The following is a 23,537-nucleotide window of genomic DNA, read 5'->3' on the forward strand; positions in this document are numbered from 1 at the left end:
CGGTCTTAATATTGGTCTTCGTAGCGCTTTGCGAGATCTTCGATATTTTCCGGCGGCCAGGACGGGATTTCCATACCGAGATGGAGACCCATCGATGCCAGAACTTCCTTGATCTCGTTGAGCGACTTGCGGCCGAAATTCGGAGTCCGCAGCATCTCGGCTTCCGTCTTCTGGATCAGATCGCCGATGTAGACGATGTTGTCGTTCTTCAGGCAGTTTGCCGAACGGACGGACAGTTCGAGTTCGTCCACCTTCTTGAGCAGAGCCGGGTTGAAAGCCAGTTCCGCAACCTGTTCCTGCGGAGCCTCCTTCTGCGGCTCTTCGAAGTTGACGAAGATCGCCAGCTGGTCCTGGAGAATACGAGCAGCGTATGCCACTGCGTCTTCACCGCTGACCGAGCCGTTTGTCTCGATGTTCAGCGTCAGCTTGTCATAATCGAGAACCTGACCTTCACGGGTGTTCTCGATCTTGTACGACACCTTGCGAACCGGCGAATACAGGCTGTCGACCGGGATAAGCCCGATCGGAGCGTCTTCCGCGCGGTTGCGGTCGGCAGGCACATAGCCCTTGCCGGTGTTGACGGTGAATTCCATGCGGATTTCAGCGCCTTCGTCCAGCGTGCAGATGACGTGATCCGGGTTGAGGATCTCGACATCGCCGACAGTCTGAATGTCGCCAGCCGTAACGACGCCTGGGCCTTCCTTGCGGACGACCATGCGCTTCGGGCCCTCGCCTTCCATGCGGATGGCGATTTCCTTGACGTTCAGAACGATATCCGTAACGTCTTCGCGGACGCCCGGGATCGAAGAGAATTCATGCAGAACGCCATCGATCTGAATGGCGGTCACGGCAGCGCCGCGAAGCGACGACAGAAGCACGCGACGCAGGGCATTACCGAGCGTCAGACCGAAGCCGCGTTCCAGCGGTTCAGCAACGACGGTTGCATGCGTGCGGGAGCCGTTGGTGATGAAATCCACCTTGTTCGGCTTGATAAGTTCCTGCCAGTTCTTCTGGATCATGTAAGTATCCCTCTATCAATCGTCGCTACCATCCTATCGTAGCGATCAAGTGTAGAAACCGCAGAGGAGCCCCGAACTTGAAAAGCCCGAGGCTCATACGGCATGTGAATGAGGATTAGACCCGGCGCTTCTTGCGCGGACGGCAACCGTTGTGCGGGATCGGCGTAACATCGCGGATCGACGTGATCACAAAGCCGGCAGCCTGAAGGGCGCGCAGCGCGGATTCACGGCCAGAGCCCGGTCCGCAAACCTCGACTTCGAGGGAGCGCATGCCATGTTCCTGTGCCTTCTTGGCGCAGTCTTCGGCAGCGATCTGAGCGGCAAACGGGGTCGACTTGCGCGAACCCTTGAAACCCTGAGCACCGGCAGACGACCAGGCAATCGCATTGCCCTGAGCATCCGTAATGGTGATCATGGTGTTGTTGAACGTCGAATTTACGTGGGCAACGCCCGACGAGATGTTTTTACGCTCGCGACGGCGAACGCGCGTGGCTTCCTTGGCCATGACAGTCCTTTCAATCGATCTCTACACCGCCGTAATTCCAGCGGCTACACCGGTCCTCAAGAAAGGACCAGCATCAAACCCAACCGGCGCACCGGAAGGGCTCGACGGAACATGCGTCCCGTCGAAATTACTTCTTCTTGCCTGCGATTGCCTTCGCCGGACCCTTGCGGGTGCGTGCGTTGGTGTGCGTGCGCTGGCCGCGAACCGGCAGCGAACGACGATGACGCAGACCGCGGTAGCAGCCCAGGTCCATCAGGCGCTTGATATTCATCGAAACTTCACGACGCAGGTCACCTTCGACCTGGTAATCAGCATCGATTGCTTCGCGGATCTGAAGGACTTCAGCATCCGACAGCTGGTTAACGCGACGATCGTCAGCAATGCCGACCTTCGTTACGATTTCCCGAGCAAATTTCGGTCCGATCCCATGGATGTACTGAAGCGCAATAACAACGCGCTTGTTCGTCGGGATGTTGACGCCAGCGATACGTGCCACGTCTGTTCTCCTTGAGTTATAGAAATTTCCATCTGGCAGATGCGATCAACCAGACAGCATTAAATGACCGGTACCGGCCTCTTTCGATTTCCGCCGATACCCGCCATTCAAAACCAGTTGAAGTGGCGCAGTCTTTGACGGAATCGCCCGAAAAAGTCAACTCTTAACTGTCCGTAAAGCCATCAAACCGGCCTGACAGACAATTCGAGCAACTTCTGGAAGCAATAAACGGGCAGAAAACGCTTCACGCATTCCCTGCCCGTATTGGAACAAGGCTTCTTCAAGCCTCATCAATTTTTACGCCGGAACGAGAATTCTCTCGATTTCGGCGGTAACTTCTTCAACCGGCGCCATGCCATTGATGACGCGCAGTTCACCGGTTCCCGCATAATAGCTCGAAAGCGGCGCTGTCTTTTCGCGGTATTCCACGAGACGCTTGCGGAAAGCTTCGGGATTGTCGTCCGAACGGACCTGACCACCCTTGGCGATCGTCTCGTTCACACGGCTCTCCATCCGCTTGACCAGGGCATTCTCGTCAACCTTCAGCTCGATCACTGCATCGAGCTTGAGGCCCTTGCCCGCCAACATGGTTCCCAGAGCCTGGGCTTGCGGCACAGTGCGAGGGTAACCGTCAAGGATGAACCCGTTCGCGCAATCCGGAGCATCTATGCGCTCCGATACGATCTGGTTCACGATCTCGTCGGAAACCAGTTGCCCGGCGTCCATCACGGCCTTGGCGCGCTTCCCGATCTCGCTCTGCTGGGCGACTGCTGCACGCAGCATGTCGCCGGTCGAGAGCTGAGGAATTCCATGCTTCTTGGTAAGAAGTCCAGCCTGCGTCCCCTTACCTGCTCCGGGCGGCCCAAGAAGTATCAGTCTCATTTATTGCGTTTCCCACCTCTGAGTTTGGACTTCTTGATCAACCCTTCATACTGATGGGCGATCAGATGCCCCTGAATTTGCGCAACCGTGTCGAGCGTCACGCTCACAACGATCAGCAGCGAGGTGCCACCAAGATAGAAGGGCACACCGGTTGCGGAAATCAGGAATTCCGGCAGGAGACAGACAAGCACGATATAGATGGCGCCGACAACAGTGATGCGTGTCAGCACATAGTCTATGTATTCGGCGGTACGCTCACCCGGACGAATGCCCGGAATAAAGCCGGAATGCTTCTTGAGCTGGTCAGCGGTGTCCTTGGGATTGAACACAATGGCCGTGTAGAAGAAGCAGAAGAATGCCATCAATGCAGCATAGAACAGCATGTAGAGCGGCTGTCCGTGGCCAAGCGCATTGAGAATGGTCGTCGCCCAGGCAGGCATTTCCGTCGTGTTGGCGAAGCCGGCAACAGTCGCAGGCAAAAGCAGCAGCGACGAAGCGAAAATCGGAGGAATAACGCCTGCAGTATTGAGCTTCAGCGGGAGATGCGAGGTGTCGCCCTGGAACATGCGATTGCCGACCTGACGCTTCGGATACTGGATCAGAAGACGACGCTGCGCACGTTCGACGAAAACGATGACCGCAATCAGCACGATAGCAAGAATGATGACACCCAGAATGAGGCCCGTCGACAGCGCGCCGGTACGGCCGAGTTCCAGTGTGCCGGAAATTGCGTGCGGCAGGTTTGCGACGATACCAGAGAAGATGATCAGCGAAATACCGTTGCCGATACCGCGCGCAGTGATCTGCTCGCCGAGCCACATCAGGAACATCGTGCCACCCACAAGGGTAATCACTGACGAGACCATGAAGAAAGGTCCGGGGCTGGTAACGATGCCGTTACCGGACTGCAAACCGACCGAAATCGCGTAGGCCTGAACAAGCGCCAGAAGCACCGTGCCGTAACGCGTGTACTGATTGATGATCTTGCGACCCGCCTCGCCTTCCTTCTTCAGCGCTTCAAGCGACGGCACAACGGACGTCATGAGCTGCACGATAATGGAGGCAGAGATATAAGGCATGATGCCGAGCGCAAAAATGGCCATACGGCCCACGGCGCCACCGGCAAACATGTTAAAGAGCCCGAGCACACCCTGGCTATGCTGCTGGAAAGCCTGCGCAAGCGCGTCAGGATTGATGCCGGGAAGCGGAATATAGGTGCCGAACCGGTATACGAGCAAAGCACCCAGCGTGAACCAGATGCGCTTCTTGAGTTCTTCTGCCTTCGAGAAAGCCGAAAAATTGAGATTGGAAACTAGCTGTTCAGCAGCCGATGCCATTAAATTTCTCCGGTGAAAAGTCTCCGGTCCTCCGCCCCCGTCAGCGCAATCTATAGCGGTCGCGCCTCGAGACTAAAAAGACCCTACCCAGATATGCGCATTGGCATAAATGTGCAAGCGGCGGCACTAAGGCCGCCGCTTTTTATTTTTGTATCGAAGCCTTATTCGGCAGCGGCTTCAGGGAGCTTGAAGCTACCGCCAGCCTTTTCGATCTTTTCGACCGCAGCCTTGGAAGCACCGGCTACTTCGAAGGCAACCTTTGCCTTCAGTTCGCCGTCCGAAAGGATGCGAACGCCGTCCTTGGCGCGACGAATCACACCAGCAGCCTTCAGCGAATCGAGGTTCACAACAGCCTTGGCGTCGAGCTTGCCTGCATCGATAGCGGCCTGAATACGGCCGAGCGACACAACGTTGAAGCTCTTTGCAAAGATGTTGGTGAAGCCGCGCTTCGGCAGACGGCGGTAGATTGGCATCTGGCCGCCTTCGAAGCCATTGATCGAAACGCCCGAACGGGACTTCTGACCCTTGACGCCGCGACCACCGGTCTTGCCGGTGCCCGAACCGATACCGCGACCAACGCGCTTGCGCGCCTTGACCGAACCTGGCTTGTCACGCAGATCGTTGAGTTTCATATCTCTATCTCCCTGCGCTATCACGCCTCGTCCACAACGCGAACGAGGTGCGGAAGCTTGGCGATCATGCCACGGACTGCCGGAGTATCTTCCAGCGTGCTGCGGCGGTGCATTTTATTAAGACCCAGACCGATCAGCGTTGCGCGCTGCTCGGCTGGACGACGGATTGGGCTTCCGATCTGCTCGACCGTAACCGTCTTGCCCTTCTTCTCAGCCATCACTCAAATCCCTTGTCTATGGCGTATCCGGTGGCCTGAGCGGCCCCGGACGAACACAAACTATCGGCTATTCTTCCGAACCGACCACATCATGGCGACGAGCCTGAAGGGTCGAGTACTTGATGCCGCGCTGTGCAGCGATGTCCTTCGGATGCATCTGATGCTTCAGAGCATCGAACGTCGCACGAACCATGTTGTAAGGGTTCGACGAACCGAGCGACTTGGCGACAACGTCCTGAACGCCGAGCGTTTCGAACACTGCACGCATCGGACCACCGGCGATGATACCCTTACCAGCAGGAGCTGCGCGAAGCAGAACCTTACCGGCGCCGTGACGGCCTTCAACATCGTGATGCAGCGTACGGCCCGAACGCAGCGGTACGAAGATCATATCGCGCTTGGCAGCTTCGGTAGCCTTGCGGATAGCTTCCGGCACTTCACGTGCCTTGCCATGACCGAAGCCTACGCGGCCCTTCTGATCGCCAACAACGACGAGCGCAGCAAAACCGAAGCGACGGCCGCCCTTGACGACCTTGGCAACACGGTTGATGTGAACGAGCTTATCGACGAATTCGCTGTCGCGCTCCTCACGGCCGCGATCTTCGCGGTTACGTTCTCTCTGTGCCATATCCTGATTTCCTTTTTCTTTTCCGGAAGCACAAATGCTAATTAGAAGCTGAGGCCGCTTTCGCGAGCAGCTTCGGCGAGAGCCTTCACACGGCCGTGGTAAATGAATGCACCACGGTCGAACACTACGTCCTTGACGCCAGCCTTGACGGCACGCTCAGCAACCAGCTTGCCAACGGCAGCGGCTGCTGCGGAGTCGGCACCGGTCTTGAGCTTGCCCTTGAGGTCGCCATCGAGGGTCGAAGCGGCCGCAAGCGTAACGCCGCGGACGTCGTCGATGATCTGGGCGTAGATGTTCTTGGAAGAACGGTGCACGCTGAGACGCGGACGGCCATTGGCGACAGCCTTGACCTGGCGGCGTACACGAGCAGCGCGACGCTGCAAAGTTTCTTTTGGCGATGCCATGACGCGCTTCCCTTACTTCTTCTTGCCTTCTTTGCGGACGATCTTCTCGCCAGCATACTTGACGCCCTTGCCCTTGTAAGGCTCGGGGCCGCGATATTCGCGGATCTCAGCCGCGACCTGACCGACCTGCTGCTTGTCGATACCCGAAACGACGATTTCCGTCGGCTTCGGAACAGCAACAGTAATGCCAGCAGGCACGTCGTAGACCACTTCGTGGCTGAAGCCGAGCGAAAGCTGCAGGTTCTTGCCCTGCATGGCAGCGCGGTAACCGACGCCGCTGATTTCGAGCTTCTTTTCAAAGCCGTCCTTCACGCCAACAAAAATGTTGGAGATCATCGTGCGGGACATGCCCCACTTCGAACGAGCTTCCTTCGACTGGTCGCGTGGATCGACGCTAACAGCGCCGTCTTCCATCTTGACCAGAACTTCATCGTGCACGACGAAGGAGAGTTCACCCTTCGCGCCCTTTGCCTTGACGATCTGCCCATCAACACTGGCGGTCACGCCTGCCGGGACCGGCACGGGTTTTTTACCGATACGAGACATTTTGATACCTGTCTTTTATCTGTTCGCTGTCAACCGCATCAGAAGATGCGGCAGAGCAGCTCACCACCAACGTTTTGTTCACGGGCTTCATGATCCGCCATCACGCCCTTCGGCGTGGAGAGGATCGAGATGCCGAGGCCGTTCGCGACCTGCGGGATCGACTTGACCGACACGTAAACGCGACGGCCAGGCTTCGATACGCGGCTGATCTCACGGATAACCGGAACACCTTCGTAGTACTTCAGTTCGATTTCGATCTCGGCCTTGCCGTTCACGAATTCACTCTGCGTGTATCCGCGGATGTAGCCTTCAGACTGAAGGACATCCAGAACGCGAGCGCGCAACTTGGAAGCCGGGGTCGTAACCTTGGTCTTCTTGCGGCCTACTGCGTTGCGAATACGGGTCAGCATATCGCCGATAGGATCTGACACAGACATATGCTACTCCTTACCAGCTCGACTTGACGATGCCCGGTACCTGACCGAGCGAACCCAACTGACGGAGCGCGATACGCGACATCTTCAGTTTACGGTAGTAACCACGCGGACGGCCCGAAACTTCGCAACGATTGCGAATACGAACCTTCGATGAATTGCGCGGCAGTTCGGCAAGCCGGATGGTGGCGCGGAAGCGCTCTTCCAGCGGAAGGCCCTGATCCATTACGATCGCCTTCAGACGTGCACGCTTGCCAGCGTGACGCTTAACCAACTTTTCGCGGCGCTTGTTTTTTTCGACTGCGCTAGTCTTGGCCATATTAATATACCTCGCTACGCTTGCCGTTACTGCCGGAAGGGGAAGTTGAATGCACGCAGAAGAGCGCGCGCTTCATCATCCGTCTTGGCGGTCGTGCAAACGATGATGTCCATGCCCCAGATCTGATCAACCTTATCGTAGTTGATTTCCGGAAACACGATGTGCTCCTTGATGCCCATGGCATAGTTGCCGCGGCCGTCAAAGCTCTTCGGGTTCAGGCCGCGGAAGTCGCGGACGCGAGGAAGAGCGATCGTGACAAGACGATCAAGGAATTCGTACATGCGGTCCTGGCGAAGGGTAACCTTCGTGCCGATCGGCATGCCCTCACGCAACTTGAACGTTGCGATCGAGTTACGGGCGCGGGTCACGACGGCCTTCTGGCCGGCGATCTGGCTGAGGTCTTCAGCAGCAACCGCAGGCTTCTTGGAATCGCCAGTGGCTTCGCCAACGCCCATGTTGAGGACAACCTTGGTGATGCGCGGAATCTGCATCTCGTTGTCGTATTTGAATTCTTCAAGCAGAGCCTTACGAATGTTTTCGTTGTAAAGCTTCTTGAAGCGGGGAAGTGCCTTAGCTTCAGCCATCGATCAGCGCTCCAGAACGTTTTGCGACACGAACCTTCTTGCCGTCCTCGACGCGGAAACCGACGCGAGTCGGCTTGCCGTCCTTGGGGTCAGCAATTGCCAGGTTGGACAGGTGGATCGGCGCTTCCTTGGAGATAATGCCGGCTTCCTGGGTCTGGGTCTGACGCTGATGGCGCTTTACAATGTTGATACCGCGAACGAGCGCCTGCTCATCCTTCGGCATAACCTTGAGAACTTCGCCCTTACGGCCCTTGTCCTTACCGGACAGCACGACAACGCTGTCGCCTTTGCGAATCTTCTGCATCGTCTTGCTTCCTTACAGAACTTCCGGAGCCAGCGAGATGATCTTCATGTGGTTCTTTGCGCGGAGTTCGCGCGGAACCGGTCCGAAGATACGCGTGCCGATTGGCTCTTTCTTGTTATCGATGAGAACGGCTGCATTGTTATCGAAACGAATAACGCTGCCGTCCGGACGACGGATGTCCTTGGCGGTGCGTACAACAACCGCCTTCATCACGTCACCCTTTTTGACGCGGCCGCGCGGAATAGCTTCCTTGATCGACACCACAATGATGTCGCCAACGGAAGCGTAACGCCGCTTCGAGCCGCCCAGCACCTTGATGCACATGACACGACGTGCGCCGGAATTATCCGCCACGTCGAGGTTTGTTTGCATCTGAATCATGACTGGCCGCCTTCTTTCCTCTCAGCTGGTTAAGGGCTCCTGCCCTACCTAAGCTGCGTGTTTATAATTTAGCCTGCTGCTTCGTTCGTCAGAACGACCCAGCGTTTGTCCTTCGAGATCGGAGCCGATTCCTGGATGGAAACGAAATCGCCGACCTTGAACTGGTTGTTTTCGTCATGCGCCTTGTACTTCTTAGACTGACGCACGGTCTTCTGGAGGAGCGGATGCGAATAGCGGCGCTCAACCTTGACCACAACAGTCTTGTCATTCTTGTCGCTGACGACAACGCCCTGCAGAACGCGTTTAGGCATTATATTCTTCCTTATGCCTTGCTTGCGGCCGCCTTCTGGCGGGCAATAGTCTTGATACGCGCGATGTCGCGGCGAACCTGCTTCACGCGCGCGGTTTTTTCGAGCTGGCCGGTAGCCTTCTGAAAGCGCAGGTTGAACTGCTCTTTCTTCAGGGTGCCCAGCTCGTCATTCAGTTGATCGAGGCTCTTCGCCCGAACGTCTGCGGCTTTCATAGTTGCCTCTCTCTTATTCAGCAATGCGCTGGATAAAGCGCGTCTTGATCGGCAACTTTGCGGCGCCGAGTCTGAGGGCTTCGCGTGCCACATCTTCGGGTACGCCGTCAAGCTCAAACATCACGCGACCTGGTGCCACACGGCATGCCCAGTAGTCAACCGAACCCTTACCTTTACCCATACGGACTTCAGTAGGCTTCGAAGTTACCGGCAGGTCAGGGAAGATGCGGATCCACACGCGACCGGCACGCTTCATGTGACGGGTGATCGCGCGGCGGGCCGCTTCGATCTGACGTGCAGTGACGCGTTCCGGCTCAACCGCCTTCAAACCGAATGCACCGAAATTCAGATCCGTGCCGCCTTTCGAGTTGCCGTGAATACGGCCCTTGAACTGCTTGCGGAACTTGGTGCGCTTAGGCTGCATCATTGTTCTCTACTCCAAATTTCTCGCCCGCGGCCCGCTTTTTAAGCGTTTTCGCGGCGGCGGTTCGACGAGGAACCCTGATTGTCACCCTCGACCGCACGACGCTCGGAAGCCATCGGATCGTGTTCAAGGATTTCGCCCTTGAAGACCCAGACCTTCACGCCGCAGATACCATAAGCGGTCTTCGCTTCTGCCGTGCCGTAGTCAATATCGGCGCGCAGCGTATGAAGCGGAACGCGACCTTCACGGTACCATTCCATGCGAGCGATTTCCGCGCCACCCAGACGACCCGAGCAGTTGATACGGATACCTTCGGCTCCAAGACGCATTGCCGACTGAACGGCACGCTTCATGGCGCGACGGAATGCCACACGGCGTTCGAGCTGCTGAGCGATCGACTGGGCGATCAGCGTAGCGTCGATTTCCGGCTTGCGAACTTCAACGATGTTGAGCGACGTATCGGCATTGGTCATCTCGGAAAGCTTCTTGCGGAGCTTCTCGATGTCTGCACCCTTCTTGCCGATGATGATGCCCGGACGAGCCGAATGGATCGTCACGCGGCACTTCTTGTGCGGACGCTCGATAACGATCTTGGAGATCGCGGCCTGCTTGAGTTCCTCGGTGAGGAATTCGCGGATCTTGACATCTTCATGCAGCAGCTTGCCGTACTCACCGGTATTCGCGTACCAACGCGAATCCCAGGTGCGGTTGATGCCGAGACGAAGACCGATCGGATTAATCTTCTGACCCATTATGCGGCCTCCCCTTTTTCCGCGACTTCGCGGACAACAATGGTGAGATGCGAAAACGGCTTCTCGATCCGGCTTGCACGGCCACGTCCGCGGACGTGGAAGCGCTTCATGACGATCGACTTGCCGACATAAGCTTCGGCGACGATCAGAGCATCGACGTCGAGGTCATGGTTGTTTTCAGCGTTCGCAATTGCGGACTGAAGCGTCTTCTTGACCGTATCGGCGATCCGCTTGCGCGAGAACGTCAGATCGGCAAGTGCCGCATTCACCTTCTTGCCGCGGATCATGCTCGCAACAAGGTTCAGCTTCTGCGGGCTGACGCGCAGCGTGCGGGCAACAGCTTGCGCTTCGTTGTCCTTGAGCTGACGGGGAGCTTTAGCCTTGCCCATCGTTACTTCCTCTTCGACTTCTTGTCCGCGCCGTGACCGTAATAGGTACGCGTAGGCGCGAATTCACCGAACTTGTGTCCGACCATTTCTTCCGAAACCGACACCGGCACATGCTTGTTGCCGTTGTAGACGCCGAAAGTCAGGCCGACAAACTGCGGCAGGATGGTGGAGCGGCGGCTCCACATCTTGATAACTTCATTACGACCGCCTTCGCGTACCTTCTCAGCCTTCTTGAGAAGATAGCCGTCGACAAACGGACCTTTCCAAACTGAACGAGCCACTTCAGACTACCTCTCTTACTTCTTGCGCTGATGGCGCGAACGCATGATGAACTTGTCGGTCGCCTTGTTCGAGCGCGTCTTCTTGCCCTTCGTAGGCTTGCCCCACGGAGTGACAGGGTGACGGCCACCCGAGGTACGACCTTCACCACCACCATGCGGGTGATCGACCGGGTTCATTGCAACGCCGCGAACGTGCGGACGCTTGCCACGCCATACCGAACGACCGGCCTTACCGTCGTTGATGTTGCCGTGGTCCGGGTTGGATACTGCACCGACCGAAGCAAAGCAGGCACCTGGAACCAGGCGCTGTTCACCGGAATTGAGGCGCAGAATGGCCATGCCCTGATCGCGACCGACGAGCTGTGCGTAGGTGCCAGCCGAACGAGCGATCTGACCGCCCTTGCCCGGCTTCAGCTCGACGTTGTGGATGATCGTGCCAACCGGCATGGAAGCGAGCGGCATTGCGTTGCCCGGCTTCACGTCGACGGAGTTGCCGGCAATAACCTTGTCGCCAACAGCAAGACGCTGCGGAGCCAGGATGTATGCCAGTTCACCGTCTTCATAACGGATCAGCGCGATGAACGCGGTGCGGTTCGGATCGTATTCCAGGCGTTCTACGGTGCCGACAACGTCAAGCTTGCGGCGCTTGAAGTCGATGAAACGGTACGAACGCTTGTGACCGCCGCCCTGAAAGCGGACAGTGATACGACCGGTGTTGTTGCGGCCACCCTTCTTGGACAGACCTTCGGTCAGGGACTTGACCGGCTTGCCCTTGTAGAGTTCCGAACGGTCCACGATGACCAGCTGACGCTGGCCTGGCGTGATCGGATTAAAATGCTTGAGTGCCATTGTCTCTTACTCCATGGCCTCTCAGAGACCGGTCGAAACGTCGATGCTCTGGCCTTCGGCCAAAGTAACGATCGCTTTCTTGACGTCGCTCTGGCGCCCGATAAGGCCGCGGAAACGCTTGACCTTACCCTTGCGCACTGCAGTGTTGACTGCGGTAACCTTGACGCCGAACAGCGCTTCGACTGCAGCCTTGATTTCCGGCTTCGTTGCCTTGCGGGCTACGTTGAAGACAACCTGGTTGTGTTCGGAAACCATGGTGGACTTCTCGGTGATAACCGGGCTGACGATCACGTCGTAATGGCGAAGATCAGTCATTTGAAACGCTCCTCGAGGGCTTCGACAGCCGCCTTGGAAAGAACGAGCTTGCCACGGCGAAGGATGTCGTAAACATTGATGCCCTGCACTGGCAGAACGTCGATGTTCGGGATGTTCGAAGCCGCGCGCTGGAAGTTCGCATCGATCTCTGCACCGCCGATGAGGAGTGCGTTTTCGAGACCGAGCTTGGCGAACTGCGAAACAAGCTGCTTCGTCTTGGCTTCCGTTGCAGCCAGATCATCGATAATGATCAGGTCAGATGCCTTTGCCTTTGCAGACAGGGCATGGCGCAGGCCAAGAGCGCGAACCTTCTTCGGCAGATCGTGATCGTGCGAACGGACAACCGGTCCGTGAGCCTGACCACCGCCGCGGAACTGCGGTGCGCGAGCCGAATGGTGACGAGCGCGGCCCGTACCCTTCTGCTTGTACATCTTGGCGCCGGTGCGGCTTACGTCGCCACGGCCCTGAGCCTTATGGGAGCCCTGCTGGCGGCGAGCCAGCTGCCAGCGCACGACGCGCTGAAGAATGTCGTCACGCGGGTCGAGGCCGAAGATTTCTTCGTTCAGCTTGACCTTGCCGGCATCCTTGCCTTCAAGAGTGGTAATCGTGAGATCCATTATTCGGCTCCCTCAGTCGCGACAGCTTCAGCCTTCGCGGCACCTGCACGCAGAGCGGCCGGCTTTGGCGCGTTCTCAGGCAGCGAGACCTTTACCGCGTCGCGCACGATGATCCAGGCACCCTTGGAGCCCGGAACCGCACCGCGAACCAGGATCAGGCCGCGATCGCTGTCCGTCGAGACAACTTCAATATTCTGCGTGGTTACGCGGGTCTGGCCCATATGACCAGCCATCTTCTTGCCCTTGAACACCTTACCCGGGTCCTGACGCTGACCGGTCGAGCCGTGAGCGCGGTGGGTAATGGAGTTACCGTGCGAAGCACGATGGCCACCGAAGTTATGACGCTTCATAACACCGGCAAAGCCCTTACCGATCGAAGTACCCGTCACGTCGACCTTCTGGCCGGCGACGAAGTGTTCGGCGGTGATTTCAGCGCCGACTTCGAGGAGGTTATCCGGCGAAACGCGGAATTCCGCGACCTTCGCCTTAGGCTCGACCTCGGCCTTCGCGAAATGACCGCGCATAGCCTTGGACGTGTTCTTTACCTTGGCGATACCAACGCCAAGCTGAACAGCCGTGTAACCGTTCTTTTCAACTGTACGCTGAGCTACCACGTGGCAGTTCTCCATGCGGAGAACCGTCACCGGCACATGCTCGCCGGCGTCGTTATAGACGCGGGTCATGCCCAGCTTCTGTGCAATAACACCTGAACGCATCGGGTTCGTTCCTTCCGTCCTCAAGCCGATTAAAGCTTGATCTCGACATCGACACCGGCGGACAGATCGAGCTTCATCAGCGCGTCCACCGTCTGCGGGGTCGGGTCAACGATATCGAGAAGACGCTTGTGCGTGCGCATCTCGAACTGCTCGCGGCTCTTCTTGTCGATGTGCGGCGACCGGTTAACCGTGAACTTCTCGATCCGTGTTGGAAGCGGGATCGGTCCGCGCACATTTGCACCGGTACGCTTGGCAGTCGACACGATTTCCCGCGTCGAAGCGTCAAGGATCCGATGATCAAACGCCTTCAGGCGAATGCGGATGTTTTGACCGTTCATTTCATCTGTTCCTTGTTACGCGGAAACGCCCGCTCTTGAGCGAGCGTTCCTGCACAAACCTTCATTACTCGATGATCGAGGAGACGATGCCTGCACCGACGGTGCGGCCGCCTTCACGGATAGCGAAGCGGAGCTTCTCTTCCATGGCGATCGGCACGATCAGCTGCACGTCCATGGCGACGTTATCGCCAGGCATGACCATTTCCGTGCCGGCCGGCAGCGTGACAACGCCCGTCACGTCCGTCGTGCGGAAGTAGAACTGCGGACGGTAGTTCGTGAAAAACGGCGTATGACGGCCACCCTCGTCCTTGGTCAGAATGTAGGCTTCTGCCTTGAACTTGGTGTGCGGCTTCACAGAACCCGGCTTGCAGAGAACCTGGCCGCGTTCAACGTCTTCACGGCCAACGCCGCGGATCAGCGCGCCGATGTTGTCGCCAGCCTGGCCCTGATCGAGCAGCTTGCGGAACATTTCAACGCCGGTAACCGTCGTCTTCGCCGTCGCCTTGATGCCGACGATTTCAACTTCTTCACCAACCTTGACGATACCGCGCTCAACGCGACCCGTCACAACCGTGCCACGGCCCGAGATCGAGAACACGTCTTCGATCGGCATCAGGAACGGCTGGTCGATCGGACGTTCCGGGGTCGGAATGTAGTCGTCAACAGCAGCCATCAGCGAACGAACGGCGTCTTCGCCCAGTTCCTTCGAGGAATCTTCCAGAGCAGCAAGAGCCGAGCCCTTGATGATCGGGATTTCGTCGCCAGGGAATTCGTACTTCGACAGAAGTTCGCGAACTTCCAGTTCAACCAGTTCGAGCAGTTCTGCGTCGTCAACCTGGTCGCACTTGTTGAGGAACACCACGATTGCCGGAACGCCAACCTGACGGGCGAGCAGGATGTGCTCGCGGGTCTGCGGCATCGGGCCGTCAGCAGCCGAAACCACCAGGATCGCGCCGTCCATCTGGGCAGCGCCGGTGATCATGTTCTTCACATAGTCGGCGTGGCCGGGGCAGTCGACGTGTGCGTAGTGACGGTTTGCGGTTTCGTACTCGACGTGGGCCGTCGAGATCGTGATGCCGCGGGCGCGCTCTTCAGGAGCGGCGTCGATCTGGTCATACGCCTTGAACTCACCAAAGAACTTGGTGATCGCTGCAGTCAGCGACGTCTTGCCATGGTCAACGTGACCAATCGTGCCGATGTTAACGTGGGGCTTCGTACGTTCAAACTTACTCTTTGCCATTTGAGCTCTCCGTAAATTTAGCCTGCTCAGGCATTCTTTTAATTGGGAGCGTGACCCTTAGATCACGCAAACTTCTTCTGGATTTCCTGTGCGACCGCCGTCGGAACCGGCTCATAATGGTCGAACTGCATCGTGTACTGTGCACGGCCCTGGGACATCGAACGCAGCGAGTTCACGTAACCAAACATGTTGGCCAGCGGAACATTTGCATTGACGACCGTGGCGATGCCGCGGGCTTCGGTGCCGGAAATCTGACCGCGACGCGAGTTCAGATCGCCGATAACGTCACCAACGTAATCTTCCGGCGTGACAACCTCGACCTTCATGATCGGTTCGAGGAGCTGCGCGCCAGCCTTCTGCGCACCTTCACGGAACGCTGCACGGGACGCGATTTCGAAGGCGAGAACAGACGAGTCAACGTCATGGTACGCACCGTCGATCAGGGTGGCCTTCACGCCGAGCATCGGGAAGCCAGCCAGCGGGCCTGCACCCATGACGCTTTCGATACCCTTCTGGACACCCGGAATGTATTCCTTCGGAACCGAGCCGCCGACGATCTTCGATTCGAAGATGAAATCGTCGCCGTCATGCGGTTCGAAGATGATCTTGACGCGAGCGAACTGACCCGAACCGCCCGACTGCTTCTTGTGGGTGTAATCGATTTCAGCCTGACGGGTGATCGATTCACGGTAAGCAACCTGCGGAGCGCCGACGTTGGCTTCAACCTTGAATTCGCGCTTCATGCGATCGACGAGAATGTCGAGGTGAAGTTCGCCCATGCCGGCGATGATGGTCTGACCGGATTCTTCATCCGACTTGACGCGGAAAGAAGGATCTTCGGCAGCCAGACGATTGAGCGCGATGCCCATCTTTTCCTGGTCGGCCTTGGTCTTCGGTTCGATAGCGATTTCGATAACCGGATCCGGGAATTCCATGCGCTCGAGGATAACCGGCTTCAGCGGATCGCAGAGCGTATCGCCAGTGGTGGTTTCCTTGAGGCCAGCCAGAGCAACGATGTCGCCAGCAAAGGCTTCTTCGATGTCTTCACGGCTGTTAGAGTGCATCTGCAACATACGGCCGATACGCTCACGCTTGCCCTTGACGGTGTTTTCGAGCGAAATGCCCTTGGTCAGCTTGCCCGAGTAGATACGAGCGAAGGTCAGCGAACCAACGAACGGGTCGTTCATGATCTTGAATGCGAGCATCGAAAGCGGTGCTTCATCCGAAGATTCACGGGTGGTTTCGCTTTCCGTCTTGACGTCGATGCCCTTGATGGCAGGAACATCGGTCGGAGCCGGAAGGAATTCCACAACAGCGTCGAGAAGCGGCTGAATGCCACGGTTCTTGAACGCGGTGCCGCAAAGAACTGGATGGAACTTGACGTCGATGGTGCCCTTACGGATCAGAGCGCGCAGCTCGTCATTCGTAGGCATGGTGCCTTCGAGATAGGCTTCCATTGCAGCTTCGTCGATTTCCACGGCCAGCTCGATGAGCTTCTCGCGGTATTCTTCAGCCTTGTCCTTCAGATGGGCAGGAATTTCACCAACCGTCGCAGCTGCGCCGATGGTGCCATCCCAGGTCAGGGCCTTCATTTCGATCAGGTCGATGACGCCTTCGAACTCGTTTTCAGCGCCGATCGGCAGCTGAACCGGGAGTGCTACTGCGCCAAGACGCGAACCGACCATTTCTACGCAACGGTAGAAATCGGCACCGATCTTGTCCATCTTGTTGACGAAGACCATACGCGGGACGTGGTACTTTTCAGCCTGACGCCACACGGTTTCGGTCTGGGGCTCAACGCCAGCGTTGGCGTCGAGCAGCGCGATTGCGCCGTCGAGAACACGCAGGCTGCGCTCAACTTCAATCGTGAAGTCAACGTGACCAGGCGTGTCGATGATGTTGAAACGGCGCTTCTTACCATCACGGCCCTGCCAGAACGTGGTCGTAGCAGCGGAAGTGATCGTGATACCGCGTTCCTGTTCCTGCTCCATCCAGTCCATGGTCGACGCACCATCGTGGGTTTCGCCGATCTTGTGGTTCTTACCGGTATAGAACAGAATGCGCTCGGTCATCGTCGTCTTACCGGCGTCGATGTGAGCCATGATACCGAAATTGCGGTAGTCTTCGATTTTATATTCGCGGGCCATGATAGTCGCTCTTTGAATAGGTTTCGACGATTACCAGCGGTAATGCGAGAAGGCGCGGTTGGCTTCAGCCATGCGGTGCGTGTCTTCACGCTTCTTCACAGCAGAACCACGGTTGTTGGCAGCGTCAAGCAGCTCACCGGAAAGACGATCGATCATCGTCGTCTCGTTACGGCCACGAGCAGCATTGATGAGCCAACGGATGGCAAGTGCCTGGCGGCGTTCTGGACGCACATCAACCGGAACCTGATAGGTTGCACCACCAACGCGGCGCGAACGGACTTCGATGTGCGGAGCTACGTTGTCGAGCGCCTGATGGAACAGCGCGACCGGCTCGGACTTTGCCTTGGCTTCGATTGCATCGAGCGCACCGTAAACGATGCTTTCAGCAACCGACTTCTTGCCATGAAGCATGACTGCATTCATGAACTTCGTGATAACGAGATCGCCGAACTTCGGATCCGGATTGATCTCACGCTTCTCAGCCTTATGGCGTCTGGACATTTCGTCTCTTCTTTCAATTACATCGGGCTCAGCTCGCCTTCTGGCGGCCGGTATCCCCGGAAAATCTTACTTCGGACGCTTTGCACCGTACTTCGAACGGCGCTGCTTGCGGTTCTTGACGCCCTGGGTGTCGAGAACGCCGCGGATGATGTGGTAACGCACACCCGGCAAGTCCTTTACACGACCGCCGCGGATCATGACGACGGAGTGCTCCTGCAGGTTATGCCCTTCACCAGGGATATAACCGATAACTTCGAAGCCGTTCGTCAGACGAACCTTGGCAACCTTACGCAGAGCCGAGTTCGGCTTCTTCGGGGTCGTCGTGTAAACGCGGGTGCAAACGCCGCGCTTCTGAGGGTTTGCCTGCAGTGCAGGAACCTTATTACGCTTTACCGGCGCAATGCGCGGCTTGCGGATAAGCTGGTTTACGGTTGGCATACAACCTTCCTCTTTAAAAAATCTCGTATCCACGCCCCAAGGGGCCGTTTCACCGGCATGCTCATGCACAAATTCGGAGTCAGCCCTCGTCAACCGGTGGCCACCCCGAACAAAAGCAGAGGAAGCTGACGCTTCATGCGAACGGCAAGTTGCATTTCGATCGTAAAACGAACCCTGTTTGAGACGAACTTCAGGACGCGTCGTCCCGAAAAAGCCTGTCTCACATCGGCTCAGATGGGCTGCTGATACGTCTTTAGCGACGTTTCGTCAAGGGCAGCGGCTCAAGTTTCTTTAATGAAAGCCCTGAAACCGGCGTTTTGATCCCGCCCGGACAGGTTATTGCGCCGCATTTGACGACTATTCGCTAATATTACGCGATCAAAACCGTCATTTTCCTATGCAAGCATGGCGCAGTCACTCAGGTCAGGCTATTGAAGCACATCCGAGTCGAAACGCAACCGAATATTAAGGGTTTCTCAATGTCTTCCACATCCACAAATGATTCCACTCCGGCGGGCGACGATTCGCCAACCGTCCATCTCGTCATCGCTGATGTCTGGAACGAAGGCGAAGAATCCCCGGTCGAAGTACACCTGCTTTTGAAATCGGACGAGAACGAAGATCTCGTTCAGACTGTCCTCAGCATTCTTGCCGAAGAAGGCTACCATGAAGCCGAGCTTCTGGAGATGGGCACACTGACCGAAGAGCCGGAAGAAGAACCGCACAAGAGCGCCTGGGCCACCGCCCTTAGCGGTGAAGTCGCGCTGATCGAATTCGACGGCGACGACGAAGAAGAATAAGCATCATGGAGAGCGCCGGTTTCAACCGGCCTTTTTTTCTTCTGCTGATGCGGGCTCTCCCGTTATCCCGAAATACAAAAAGGCCGCCCTGAAAGGCGGCCTTTTTCAGTTTCGTATCCGCCGATCTTATTCGGCGGCGTTGTTGGTCATGTCCACCAGCATCGCATTGGCTTCCGCGGAACCGGAAGACTTGCGGCGCTCGTCGATGATCAGATCGTCGCGAGCGGTTGCGATGCGACGGATCTGGTTGGTCATGCCACCAGTACCGGCCGGGATGAGACGGCCAACGATGACGTTTTCCTTGAGACCCTGCAGCGTGTCCATCTTGCCGGCCACCGCAGCCTCGGTGAGAACGCGGGTGGTTTCCTGGAACGACGCAGCCGAGATGAACGAAGGCGTCTGCAGCGAAGCCTTGGTGATACCAAGCAGAACAGGATTGCCGGAGCCCGGCTTCTTGCCCTCTTCGATAAGACGCTCGTTGATCTCTTCCAGCTCGATGCGGTCGACGTGGTCGCCCGGAATGTAGCCGGTATCGCCGGATTCCGTGATTTCCACCTTCTGCAGCATCTGCCGGACAATCACTTCGATGTGCTTGTCGTTGATCAAAACGCCCTGCAGACGATAGACTTCCTGGATTTCGTTCACGAGGTACGAAGCCAGAGCTTCGACGCCCTTGATCGCCAAAATGTCATGCGGTGCCGGGTTGCCGTCGAGGATGTACTCACCCTTTTCGATGACGTCGCCGTCCTGAAGATGGAACGGCTTGCCCTTCGGAATGAGGTACTCGACCGGCTCGATCGTGTCGTCGTTCGGCTCGATGATGATGCGACGCTTGTTCTTGTAGTCGCGACCGAAGCGGACGGTACCATCGATCTCGGCGATGATGGCATGGTCCTTCGGACGACGTGCTTCGAACAGTTCGGCCACACGCGGCAGACCGCCGGTGATGTCCTTGGTCTTGGCGCTTTCCATCGGCAGACGGGCGATAACGTCACCAGCCTTCACATGCGCGCCGGGCTCGACCGAAAGGATCGATTCCACGGAGAGCAGGAAGCGGGCATCGCCACCCTTCGACAGCTTCAGGATCTTGCCGGCCTTGTCCTTGATGACCATGGCAGGCTTGAGGTCCGAACCGCGAGGCGTCGAACGCCAGTCGATGACGACGCGCTTCGTGATACCGGTCGACTCGTCAGCCGTTTCCGAAACCGAGAGACCATCGACGAGATCTTCGAACTCAACGTAGCCTTCAACTTCGGTCATGATCGGACGGGTATACGGGTCCCACTCGGCAATACGCTGGCCGCGCTTAACCGTATCGCCCTCGTCCACGAACAGGCGCGAACCATAGGTCACGCGGTGGACCGCACGTTCCTTGCCCGTTGCGTCGAGGATCAGTACAGCCATGTTACGGCCCATCACCACGAGGTTTCCATCGGAGTTGCGAACCACATTGCGGTTACGCAGCTTGACGGTGCCTTCGTACGAAGCTTCGAGATACGAGCTGTCAACCACCTGTGCAGTACCGCCCAAGTGGAAGGTACGCATGGTGAGCTGGGTGCCCGGCTCGCCGATCGACTGGGCAGCGATAACGCCGACCGCTTCACCCTGGTTGACCGGAGTACCGCGTGCAAGGTCGCGACCATAGCACTTGGCGCAGACGCCGTTGCGGGTTTCGCAGGTCAAGGCCGAACGGATGCGGATCGACTGGATACCAGCCTTCTCGATGATCTCGACGTCCTTTTCCTCGATCATGCGGCCAGCTTCGACGATGACTTCGCCGGTTGCCGGATGCAGGATCGGATCGAGAGCCGTACGGCCCAGAACGCGCTGGCCGATCGAGGCAACAATCTGACCAGCATCGACGATCGGCTGCATGGTGAGACCGATTTCGGCGCCGCAATCGACTTCCGAAATGATCGCATCCTGTGCAACGTCAACGAGACGGCGGGTCAGGTAGCCCGAGTTAGCCGTCTTCAAGGCGGTGTCTGCCAGACCCTTACGGGCACCGTGGGTCGAGTTGAAGTACTCGTTAACGGTCAGGCCTTCCTTGAAGTTCGAGATGATCGGAGTTTCGATGATTTCACCCGACGGCTTGGCCATCAGGCCACGCATGCCGCCAAGCTGACGCATCTGGTTGACCGAACCACGGGCACCCGAATGCGACATCATGTAGACCGAGTTCATCTGCTTCTGGCGACCGGTCACCGGATCGAATTCGACGGCCTTCAGGCGCGCCATCATCTCTTCGGTGATCTTATCGGTAGCCTTGCCCCAGGCGTCAACGACCTTGTTGTATTTTTCGCCCTGAGTGATCAGGCCGTCATTGTACTGCTGTTCGTATTCGGTCGTGAGCGCTTCGGTGTCGGCGACGATCTTCGCCTTCGTGTCCGGGATAACCATGTCATCCTTGCCGAAGGAGATGCCTGCACGGCAGGCGTGAGCGAAGCCGAGCTGCATGATGCGATCGCAGAAGATGACCGTCTCTTTCTGACCGCAATGGCGGTAGACGTGGTCGATCATCTTGGAGATGTTCTTCTTGGTCATCTCCTGATTGCAGATGTCGAACGGCACCATGACGTTCTTCGGCAGAAGCTCGCCAATGATCATGCGGCCAGGCGTCGTGTCGTAAATCTTCGACACTGGCTTGCCTTCGGCGTCGACCGTCTTGAAGCGGCCCTTGATCTTGGTGTGCAGCGTGACGACCTTGTTTTCAAGCGCATGCTGCAGTTCGCCCATATCGGCGAACATCATGCCCTCGCCCGGCTCCTTCTCCGCCACGATGGACAGATAATAAAGGCCGAGAACCATGTCCTGCGAAGGAACGATGATCGGTGCGCCGTTAGCCGGATGCAGGATGTTGTTGGTCGACATCATCAGCACGCGGGCTTCAAGCTGAGCTTCAAGCGACAGCGGAACGTGAACAGCCATCTGGTCACCGTCGAAGTCGGCGTTGAACGCCGTACAGACGAGCGGATGCAGCTGGATGGCCTTGCCTTCGATCAGGGTAGGCTCGAATGCCTGAATACCGAGACGGTGCAGCGTCGGGGCGCGGTTCAGGAGAACCGGATGCTCACGGATCACTTCGTCAAGAATATCCCAGACTTCCGGACGTTCCTTTTCAACCAGTTTTTTCGCCTGCTTGACGGTCGAGGAATAACCCTTGGCGTCGAGACGTGCGTAGATGAATGGCTTGAACAGTTCGAGCGCCATCTTCTTCGGCAGGCCGCACTGGTGCAGCTTCAGTTCCGGACCGGTCACGATGACCGAACGACCGGAATAGTCGACGCGCTTGCCGAGCAGGTTCTGACGGAAACGGCCCTGCTTGCCCTTGAGCATGTCGGACAGCGACTTCAGCGGGCGCTTGTTGGCACCGGTGATGACGCGGCCACGACGACCGTTGTCGAACAGCGCGTCCACAGCTTCCTGCAGCATGCGCTTTTCGTTGCGGATGATGATGCCCGGTGCGCGCAGTTCGATCAGGCGCTTCAGACGGTTGTTACGGTTAATGACGCGGCGATAGAGATCGTTCAGATCCGACGTCGCGAAACGACCGCCGTCCAGCGGCACGAGCGGACGCAGGTCCGGCGGAATGACCGGAACGATCTTCATGATCATCCATTCCGGGCGGTTTCCCGACTCCAGGAAGTTTTCGACGATCTTCAGACGCTTCATCAGCTTCTTCTGCTTTAGGTCCGAAGTGGTCTCGGCAAGCTCGACGCGCAGATCGGCGGCGATCTTTTCGAGTTCCATCGAAGCCAGAAGCTCGTAGATAGCTTCAGCACCAATGAGGGCCGTGAACTGATCTTCGCCGAATTCATCGACGGCAATCATATATTCCTCTTCCGACAGAAGCTGGTGCTCCTTCAGCGAGGTCAGGCCCGGTTCGGTAACGATGTAGTTCTCGAAGTACAGGACGCGCTCGATATCCTTGAGCGTCATGTCCAGCAGCGTGCCGATACGGCTCGGCAGCGACTTCAGGAACCAGATATGGGCAACCGGGGCCGCGAGTTCGATGTGGCCCATGCGCTCGCGACGAACGCGCGAGAGCGTGACTTCCACGCCGCACTTTTCGCAGATGATGCCCTTGTATTTCATACGCTTGTACTTGCCGCACAAGCATTCATAGTCCTTGATCGGGCCGAAGATGCGCGCGCAGAAGAGACCATCGCGTTCAGGCTTGAACGTACGGTAGTTGATCGTCTCCGGCTTCTTGATCTCGCCGTATGACCAGGACAGAATCTTCTCAGGGCTGGCAATCGAGATTCTGATGGAATCGAACGTCTGTGCCGGAGCCTGAGGATTGAAAAGATTCATGACCTCTTGGTTCATGCCGTTCTCCTTGAGGGCGATCCGTCGCCCTGTGTCGTCGATGACAAGCTGAAAATCCTTGCCATCCTGAAAAGAAATCGCGGTGCTACGCAGTTATGAACTGGCTTGCCGTAGTCTCGCTTCCTCTTGCGGGGAAAAACCGCCGTCATCGAAAACGAGTTTACCGGCGCGCCACGGCGATACCATGGC

At 57.3% G+C, this 23,537-nt stretch carries 32 protein-coding genes; 1 reads left to right on the forward strand and 31 read right to left on the reverse strand.

Annotated elements, in window-relative coordinates; translation table 11 throughout:
* Nucleotides 1-5: 5 nt before the first annotated feature.
* The 30 genes from OINT_RS06630 to rpsL form a co-directional block, all read right to left on the reverse strand.
* Nucleotides 6-1,019: a DNA-directed RNA polymerase subunit alpha gene (locus OINT_RS06630; protein WP_006467001.1), complete on the reverse strand. Its 1,014-nt coding sequence runs from the start codon at nucleotides 1,017-1,019 to the stop codon at nucleotides 6-8.
* Between the two features lie 115 nt (nucleotides 1,020-1,134).
* Nucleotides 1,135-1,524: a 30S ribosomal protein S11 gene (gene rpsK / locus OINT_RS06635; protein ID WP_002964339.1), complete on the reverse strand. Its 390-nt coding sequence runs from the start codon at nucleotides 1,522-1,524 to the stop codon at nucleotides 1,135-1,137.
* 127 nt (nucleotides 1,525-1,651) lie between these two features.
* Entirely contained in the window at nucleotides 1,652-2,020 is a 369-nt protein-coding gene (gene rpsM / locus OINT_RS06640; RefSeq protein WP_006467002.1) for a 30S ribosomal protein S13, read from the reverse strand.
* Between the two features lie 297 nt (nucleotides 2,021-2,317).
* Nucleotides 2,318-2,902, reverse strand: coding sequence for an adenylate kinase (locus tag OINT_RS06645; RefSeq protein WP_006467003.1), 585 nt, complete (start codon nucleotides 2,900-2,902; stop codon nucleotides 2,318-2,320).
* Nucleotides 2,899-4,239, reverse strand: coding sequence for a preprotein translocase subunit SecY (gene secY / locus OINT_RS06650; RefSeq protein ID WP_006467005.1), 1,341 nt, complete (start codon nucleotides 4,237-4,239; stop codon nucleotides 2,899-2,901). The genes OINT_RS06645 and secY overlap by 4 nt, the downstream gene beginning before the upstream one ends.
* Before the next feature lie 161 nt (nucleotides 4,240-4,400).
* Entirely contained in the window at nucleotides 4,401-4,871 is a 471-nt protein-coding gene (rplO, locus tag OINT_RS06655; protein WP_006471642.1) for a 50S ribosomal protein L15, read from the reverse strand.
* A gap of 20 nt (nucleotides 4,872-4,891) precedes the next feature.
* Nucleotides 4,892-5,089 carry a 50S ribosomal protein L30 gene (gene rpmD / locus OINT_RS06660; protein ID WP_002967737.1) on the reverse strand — a complete coding sequence of 66 codons (198 nt, stop codon included), beginning with the start codon at nucleotides 5,087-5,089 and terminating at the stop codon, nucleotides 4,892-4,894.
* A gap of 67 nt (nucleotides 5,090-5,156) precedes the next feature.
* Complete coding sequence (gene rpsE / locus OINT_RS06665) at nucleotides 5,157-5,717, reverse strand: 30S ribosomal protein S5 (RefSeq protein ID WP_006467009.1); 561 nt, start codon at nucleotides 5,715-5,717, stop codon at nucleotides 5,157-5,159.
* 41 nt (nucleotides 5,718-5,758) lie between these two features.
* Nucleotides 5,759-6,121 carry a 50S ribosomal protein L18 gene (gene rplR, locus OINT_RS06670; RefSeq protein ID WP_006467011.1) on the reverse strand — a complete coding sequence of 121 codons (363 nt, stop codon included), beginning with the start codon at nucleotides 6,119-6,121 and terminating at the stop codon, nucleotides 5,759-5,761.
* 12 nt (nucleotides 6,122-6,133) lie between these two features.
* Complete coding sequence (rplF, locus tag OINT_RS06675) at nucleotides 6,134-6,667, reverse strand: 50S ribosomal protein L6 (RefSeq protein WP_006467012.1); 534 nt, start codon at nucleotides 6,665-6,667, stop codon at nucleotides 6,134-6,136.
* 38 nt (nucleotides 6,668-6,705) lie between these two features.
* Entirely contained in the window at nucleotides 6,706-7,104 is a 399-nt protein-coding gene (gene rpsH / locus OINT_RS06680; protein WP_006467014.1) for a 30S ribosomal protein S8, read from the reverse strand.
* 10 nt (nucleotides 7,105-7,114) lie between these two features.
* Nucleotides 7,115-7,420 (reverse strand): 30S ribosomal protein S14, encoded by a 306-nt coding sequence (gene rpsN / locus OINT_RS06685; protein WP_006467018.1) that lies wholly within the window; start codon nucleotides 7,418-7,420, stop codon nucleotides 7,115-7,117.
* A 26-nt stretch (nucleotides 7,421-7,446) separates the two neighbouring features.
* Entirely contained in the window at nucleotides 7,447-8,004 is a 558-nt protein-coding gene (gene rplE / locus OINT_RS06690) for a 50S ribosomal protein L5 (protein ID WP_006467019.1), read from the reverse strand.
* Complete coding sequence (rplX, locus tag OINT_RS06695) at nucleotides 7,997-8,308, reverse strand: 50S ribosomal protein L24 (RefSeq protein ID WP_006467020.1); 312 nt, start codon at nucleotides 8,306-8,308, stop codon at nucleotides 7,997-7,999. The genes rplE and rplX overlap by 8 nt, the downstream gene beginning before the upstream one ends.
* 12 nt (nucleotides 8,309-8,320) lie before the next feature.
* On the reverse strand, nucleotides 8,321-8,689 hold the full coding sequence (gene rplN, locus OINT_RS06700) for a 50S ribosomal protein L14 (protein ID WP_004683923.1): 369 nt from the start codon (nucleotides 8,687-8,689) through the stop codon (nucleotides 8,321-8,323).
* A 68-nt stretch (nucleotides 8,690-8,757) separates the two neighbouring features.
* Nucleotides 8,758-9,000 (reverse strand): 30S ribosomal protein S17, encoded by a 243-nt coding sequence (rpsQ, locus tag OINT_RS06705; RefSeq protein WP_006467021.1) that lies wholly within the window; start codon nucleotides 8,998-9,000, stop codon nucleotides 8,758-8,760.
* Nucleotides 9,001-9,011: 11 nt separating this feature from the next.
* The gene (gene rpmC, locus OINT_RS06710) at nucleotides 9,012-9,212 is read right to left on the reverse strand and encodes a 50S ribosomal protein L29 (RefSeq protein ID WP_006467022.1); all 201 of its coding nucleotides are present in this window, start codon (nucleotides 9,210-9,212) and stop codon (nucleotides 9,012-9,014) included.
* A gap of 13 nt (nucleotides 9,213-9,225) precedes the next feature.
* A complete protein-coding gene (gene rplP, locus OINT_RS06715; RefSeq protein WP_006467023.1) occupies nucleotides 9,226-9,639 on the reverse strand; it encodes a 50S ribosomal protein L16 in 414 nt (137 codons plus the stop codon).
* A 38-nt stretch (nucleotides 9,640-9,677) separates the two neighbouring features.
* Nucleotides 9,678-10,388: a 30S ribosomal protein S3 gene (gene rpsC, locus OINT_RS06720; RefSeq protein WP_006467024.1), complete on the reverse strand. Its 711-nt coding sequence runs from the start codon at nucleotides 10,386-10,388 to the stop codon at nucleotides 9,678-9,680.
* Nucleotides 10,388-10,777, reverse strand: coding sequence for a 50S ribosomal protein L22 (gene rplV, locus OINT_RS06725; protein ID WP_006467025.1), 390 nt, complete (start codon nucleotides 10,775-10,777; stop codon nucleotides 10,388-10,390). The genes rpsC and rplV overlap by 1 nt, the downstream gene beginning before the upstream one ends.
* Before the next feature lie 2 nt (nucleotides 10,778-10,779).
* Complete coding sequence (gene rpsS / locus OINT_RS06730; RefSeq protein WP_006467026.1) at nucleotides 10,780-11,058, reverse strand: 30S ribosomal protein S19; 279 nt, start codon at nucleotides 11,056-11,058, stop codon at nucleotides 10,780-10,782.
* 15 nt (nucleotides 11,059-11,073) lie between these two features.
* Nucleotides 11,074-11,907, reverse strand: a complete 834-nt coding sequence (gene rplB, locus OINT_RS06735) for a 50S ribosomal protein L2 (RefSeq protein ID WP_006467027.1) — start codon at nucleotides 11,905-11,907, stop codon at nucleotides 11,074-11,076.
* Nucleotides 11,908-11,928: 21 nt separating this feature from the next.
* Entirely contained in the window at nucleotides 11,929-12,222 is a 294-nt protein-coding gene (locus tag OINT_RS06740) for a 50S ribosomal protein L23 (RefSeq protein WP_006467028.1), read from the reverse strand.
* The gene (rplD, locus tag OINT_RS06745; protein WP_006467029.1) at nucleotides 12,219-12,839 is read right to left on the reverse strand and encodes a 50S ribosomal protein L4; all 621 of its coding nucleotides are present in this window, start codon (nucleotides 12,837-12,839) and stop codon (nucleotides 12,219-12,221) included. Before rplD ends, OINT_RS06740 begins: the two co-directional genes overlap by 4 nt.
* A complete protein-coding gene (rplC, locus tag OINT_RS06750; RefSeq protein WP_006471643.1) occupies nucleotides 12,839-13,555 on the reverse strand; it encodes a 50S ribosomal protein L3 in 717 nt (238 codons plus the stop codon). The genes rplD and rplC overlap by 1 nt, the downstream gene beginning before the upstream one ends.
* Nucleotides 13,556-13,584: 29 nt before the next feature.
* Nucleotides 13,585-13,893, reverse strand: a complete 309-nt coding sequence (rpsJ, locus tag OINT_RS06755; protein ID WP_002964363.1) for a 30S ribosomal protein S10 — start codon at nucleotides 13,891-13,893, stop codon at nucleotides 13,585-13,587.
* Between the two features lie 64 nt (nucleotides 13,894-13,957).
* Nucleotides 13,958-15,133: an elongation factor Tu gene (gene tuf / locus OINT_RS06760; RefSeq protein ID WP_006467031.1), complete on the reverse strand. Its 1,176-nt coding sequence runs from the start codon at nucleotides 15,131-15,133 to the stop codon at nucleotides 13,958-13,960.
* A gap of 62 nt (nucleotides 15,134-15,195) precedes the next feature.
* On the reverse strand, nucleotides 15,196-17,280 hold the full coding sequence (gene fusA, locus OINT_RS06765; RefSeq protein ID WP_006467032.1) for an elongation factor G: 2,085 nt from the start codon (nucleotides 17,278-17,280) through the stop codon (nucleotides 15,196-15,198).
* Between the two features lie 30 nt (nucleotides 17,281-17,310).
* Nucleotides 17,311-17,781, reverse strand: coding sequence for a 30S ribosomal protein S7 (gene rpsG / locus OINT_RS06770; protein ID WP_006467033.1), 471 nt, complete (start codon nucleotides 17,779-17,781; stop codon nucleotides 17,311-17,313).
* 66 nt (nucleotides 17,782-17,847) lie between these two features.
* A complete protein-coding gene (rpsL, locus tag OINT_RS06775; RefSeq protein ID WP_006471111.1) occupies nucleotides 17,848-18,219 on the reverse strand; it encodes a 30S ribosomal protein S12 in 372 nt (123 codons plus the stop codon).
* A gap of 479 nt (nucleotides 18,220-18,698) precedes the next feature.
* Between rpsL and OINT_RS06780 the strand changes: the two genes are divergently transcribed.
* Nucleotides 18,699-19,019 (forward strand): hypothetical protein, encoded by a 321-nt coding sequence (locus OINT_RS06780; RefSeq protein ID WP_006471112.1) that lies wholly within the window; start codon nucleotides 18,699-18,701, stop codon nucleotides 19,017-19,019.
* A 126-nt stretch (nucleotides 19,020-19,145) separates the two neighbouring features.
* On the opposite strand, the gene rpoC is transcribed toward OINT_RS06780, so the two are convergent.
* Nucleotides 19,146-23,348, reverse strand: a complete 4,203-nt coding sequence (gene rpoC, locus OINT_RS06785) for a DNA-directed RNA polymerase subunit beta' (RefSeq protein WP_006467037.1) — start codon at nucleotides 23,346-23,348, stop codon at nucleotides 19,146-19,148.
* Nucleotides 23,349-23,537: the final 189 nt, after the last annotated feature.

The organism is Brucella intermedia LMG 3301 (genome assembly GCF_000182645.1).
Lineage (GTDB): Bacteria > Pseudomonadota > Alphaproteobacteria > Rhizobiales > Rhizobiaceae > Brucella > Brucella intermedia.

Excerpts from the sequence above, each read along its gene's own strand:
- rpsG (WP_006467033.1), bottom strand. The coding sequence starts at position 17,781 with ATGTCCAGACGCCATAAGGCTGAGAAGCGTGAGATCAATCCGGATCCG.
- rpsH (WP_006467014.1), bottom strand. The coding sequence starts at position 7,104 with ATGTCTGTGTCAGATCCTATCGGCGATATGCTGACCCGTATTCGCAAC.
- rplN (WP_004683923.1), bottom strand. The coding sequence starts at position 8,689 with ATGATTCAGATGCAAACAAACCTCGACGTGGCGGATAATTCCGGCGCA.
- rpsJ (WP_002964363.1), bottom strand. The coding sequence starts at position 13,893 with ATGAACGGTCAAAACATCCGCATTCGCCTGAAGGCGTTTGATCATCGG.
- rpsN (WP_006467018.1), bottom strand. The coding sequence starts at position 7,420 with ATGGCCAAGACTAGCGCAGTCGAAAAAAACAAGCGCCGCGAAAAGTTG.
- rplD (WP_006467029.1), bottom strand. The coding sequence starts at position 12,839 with ATGGATCTCACGATTACCACTCTTGAAGGCAAGGATGCCGGCAAGGTC.
- tuf (WP_006467031.1), bottom strand. The coding sequence starts at position 15,133 with ATGGCAAAGAGTAAGTTTGAACGTACGAAGCCCCACGTTAACATCGGC.
- secY (WP_006467005.1), bottom strand. The coding sequence starts at position 4,239 with ATGGCATCGGCTGCTGAACAGCTAGTTTCCAATCTCAATTTTTCGGCT.
- rplE (WP_006467019.1), bottom strand. The coding sequence starts at position 8,004 with ATGGCTGAAGCTAAGGCACTTCCCCGCTTCAAGAAGCTTTACAACGAA.
- rplR (WP_006467011.1), bottom strand. The coding sequence starts at position 6,121 with ATGGCATCGCCAAAAGAAACTTTGCAGCGTCGCGCTGCTCGTGTACGC.
- rpsQ (WP_006467021.1), bottom strand. The coding sequence starts at position 9,000 with ATGCCTAAACGCGTTCTGCAGGGCGTTGTCGTCAGCGACAAGAATGAC.
- rpsE (WP_006467009.1), bottom strand. The coding sequence starts at position 5,717 with ATGGCACAGAGAGAACGTAACCGCGAAGATCGCGGCCGTGAGGAGCGC.
- rpmD (WP_002967737.1), bottom strand. The coding sequence starts at position 5,089 with ATGGCTGAGAAGAAGGGCAAGACGGTTACGGTCGAGCAGATCGGAAGC.
- rpsL (WP_006471111.1), bottom strand. The coding sequence starts at position 18,219 with ATGCCAACCGTAAACCAGCTTATCCGCAAGCCGCGCATTGCGCCGGTA.
- OINT_RS06780 (WP_006471112.1), top strand. The coding sequence starts at position 18,699 with ATGTCTTCCACATCCACAAATGATTCCACTCCGGCGGGCGACGATTCG.
- fusA (WP_006467032.1), bottom strand. The coding sequence starts at position 17,280 with ATGGCCCGCGAATATAAAATCGAAGACTACCGCAATTTCGGTATCATG.
- rplF (WP_006467012.1), bottom strand. The coding sequence starts at position 6,667 with ATGTCTCGTATCGGTAAAAAACCCGTGCCGGTCCCGGCAGGCGTGACC.
- rpsK (WP_002964339.1), bottom strand. The coding sequence starts at position 1,524 with ATGGCCAAGGAAGCCACGCGCGTTCGCCGTCGCGAGCGTAAAAACATC.
- rplV (WP_006467025.1), bottom strand. The coding sequence starts at position 10,777 with ATGGGCAAGGCTAAAGCTCCCCGTCAGCTCAAGGACAACGAAGCGCAA.
- rplB (WP_006467027.1), bottom strand. The coding sequence starts at position 11,907 with ATGGCACTCAAGCATTTTAATCCGATCACGCCAGGCCAGCGTCAGCTG.
- OINT_RS06645 (WP_006467003.1), bottom strand. The coding sequence starts at position 2,902 with ATGAGACTGATACTTCTTGGGCCGCCCGGAGCAGGTAAGGGGACGCAG.
- rplC (WP_006471643.1), bottom strand. The coding sequence starts at position 13,555 with ATGCGTTCAGGTGTTATTGCACAGAAGCTGGGCATGACCCGCGTCTAT.
- OINT_RS06630 (WP_006467001.1), bottom strand. The coding sequence starts at position 1,019 with ATGATCCAGAAGAACTGGCAGGAACTTATCAAGCCGAACAAGGTGGAT.
- rplO (WP_006471642.1), bottom strand. The coding sequence starts at position 4,871 with ATGAAACTCAACGATCTGCGTGACAAGCCAGGTTCGGTCAAGGCGCGC.
- rpsC (WP_006467024.1), bottom strand. The coding sequence starts at position 10,388 with ATGGGTCAGAAGATTAATCCGATCGGTCTTCGTCTCGGCATCAACCGC.
- OINT_RS06740 (WP_006467028.1), bottom strand. The coding sequence starts at position 12,222 with ATGACTGATCTTCGCCATTACGACGTGATCGTCAGCCCGGTTATCACC.
- rplX (WP_006467020.1), bottom strand. The coding sequence starts at position 8,308 with ATGCAGAAGATTCGCAAAGGCGACAGCGTTGTCGTGCTGTCCGGTAAG.
- rpoC (WP_006467037.1), bottom strand. The coding sequence starts at position 23,348 with ATGAACCAAGAGGTCATGAATCTTTTCAATCCTCAGGCTCCGGCACAG.
- rpmC (WP_006467022.1), bottom strand. The coding sequence starts at position 9,212 with ATGAAAGCCGCAGACGTTCGGGCGAAGAGCCTCGATCAACTGAATGAC.
- rplP (WP_006467023.1), bottom strand. The coding sequence starts at position 9,639 with ATGATGCAGCCTAAGCGCACCAAGTTCCGCAAGCAGTTCAAGGGCCGT.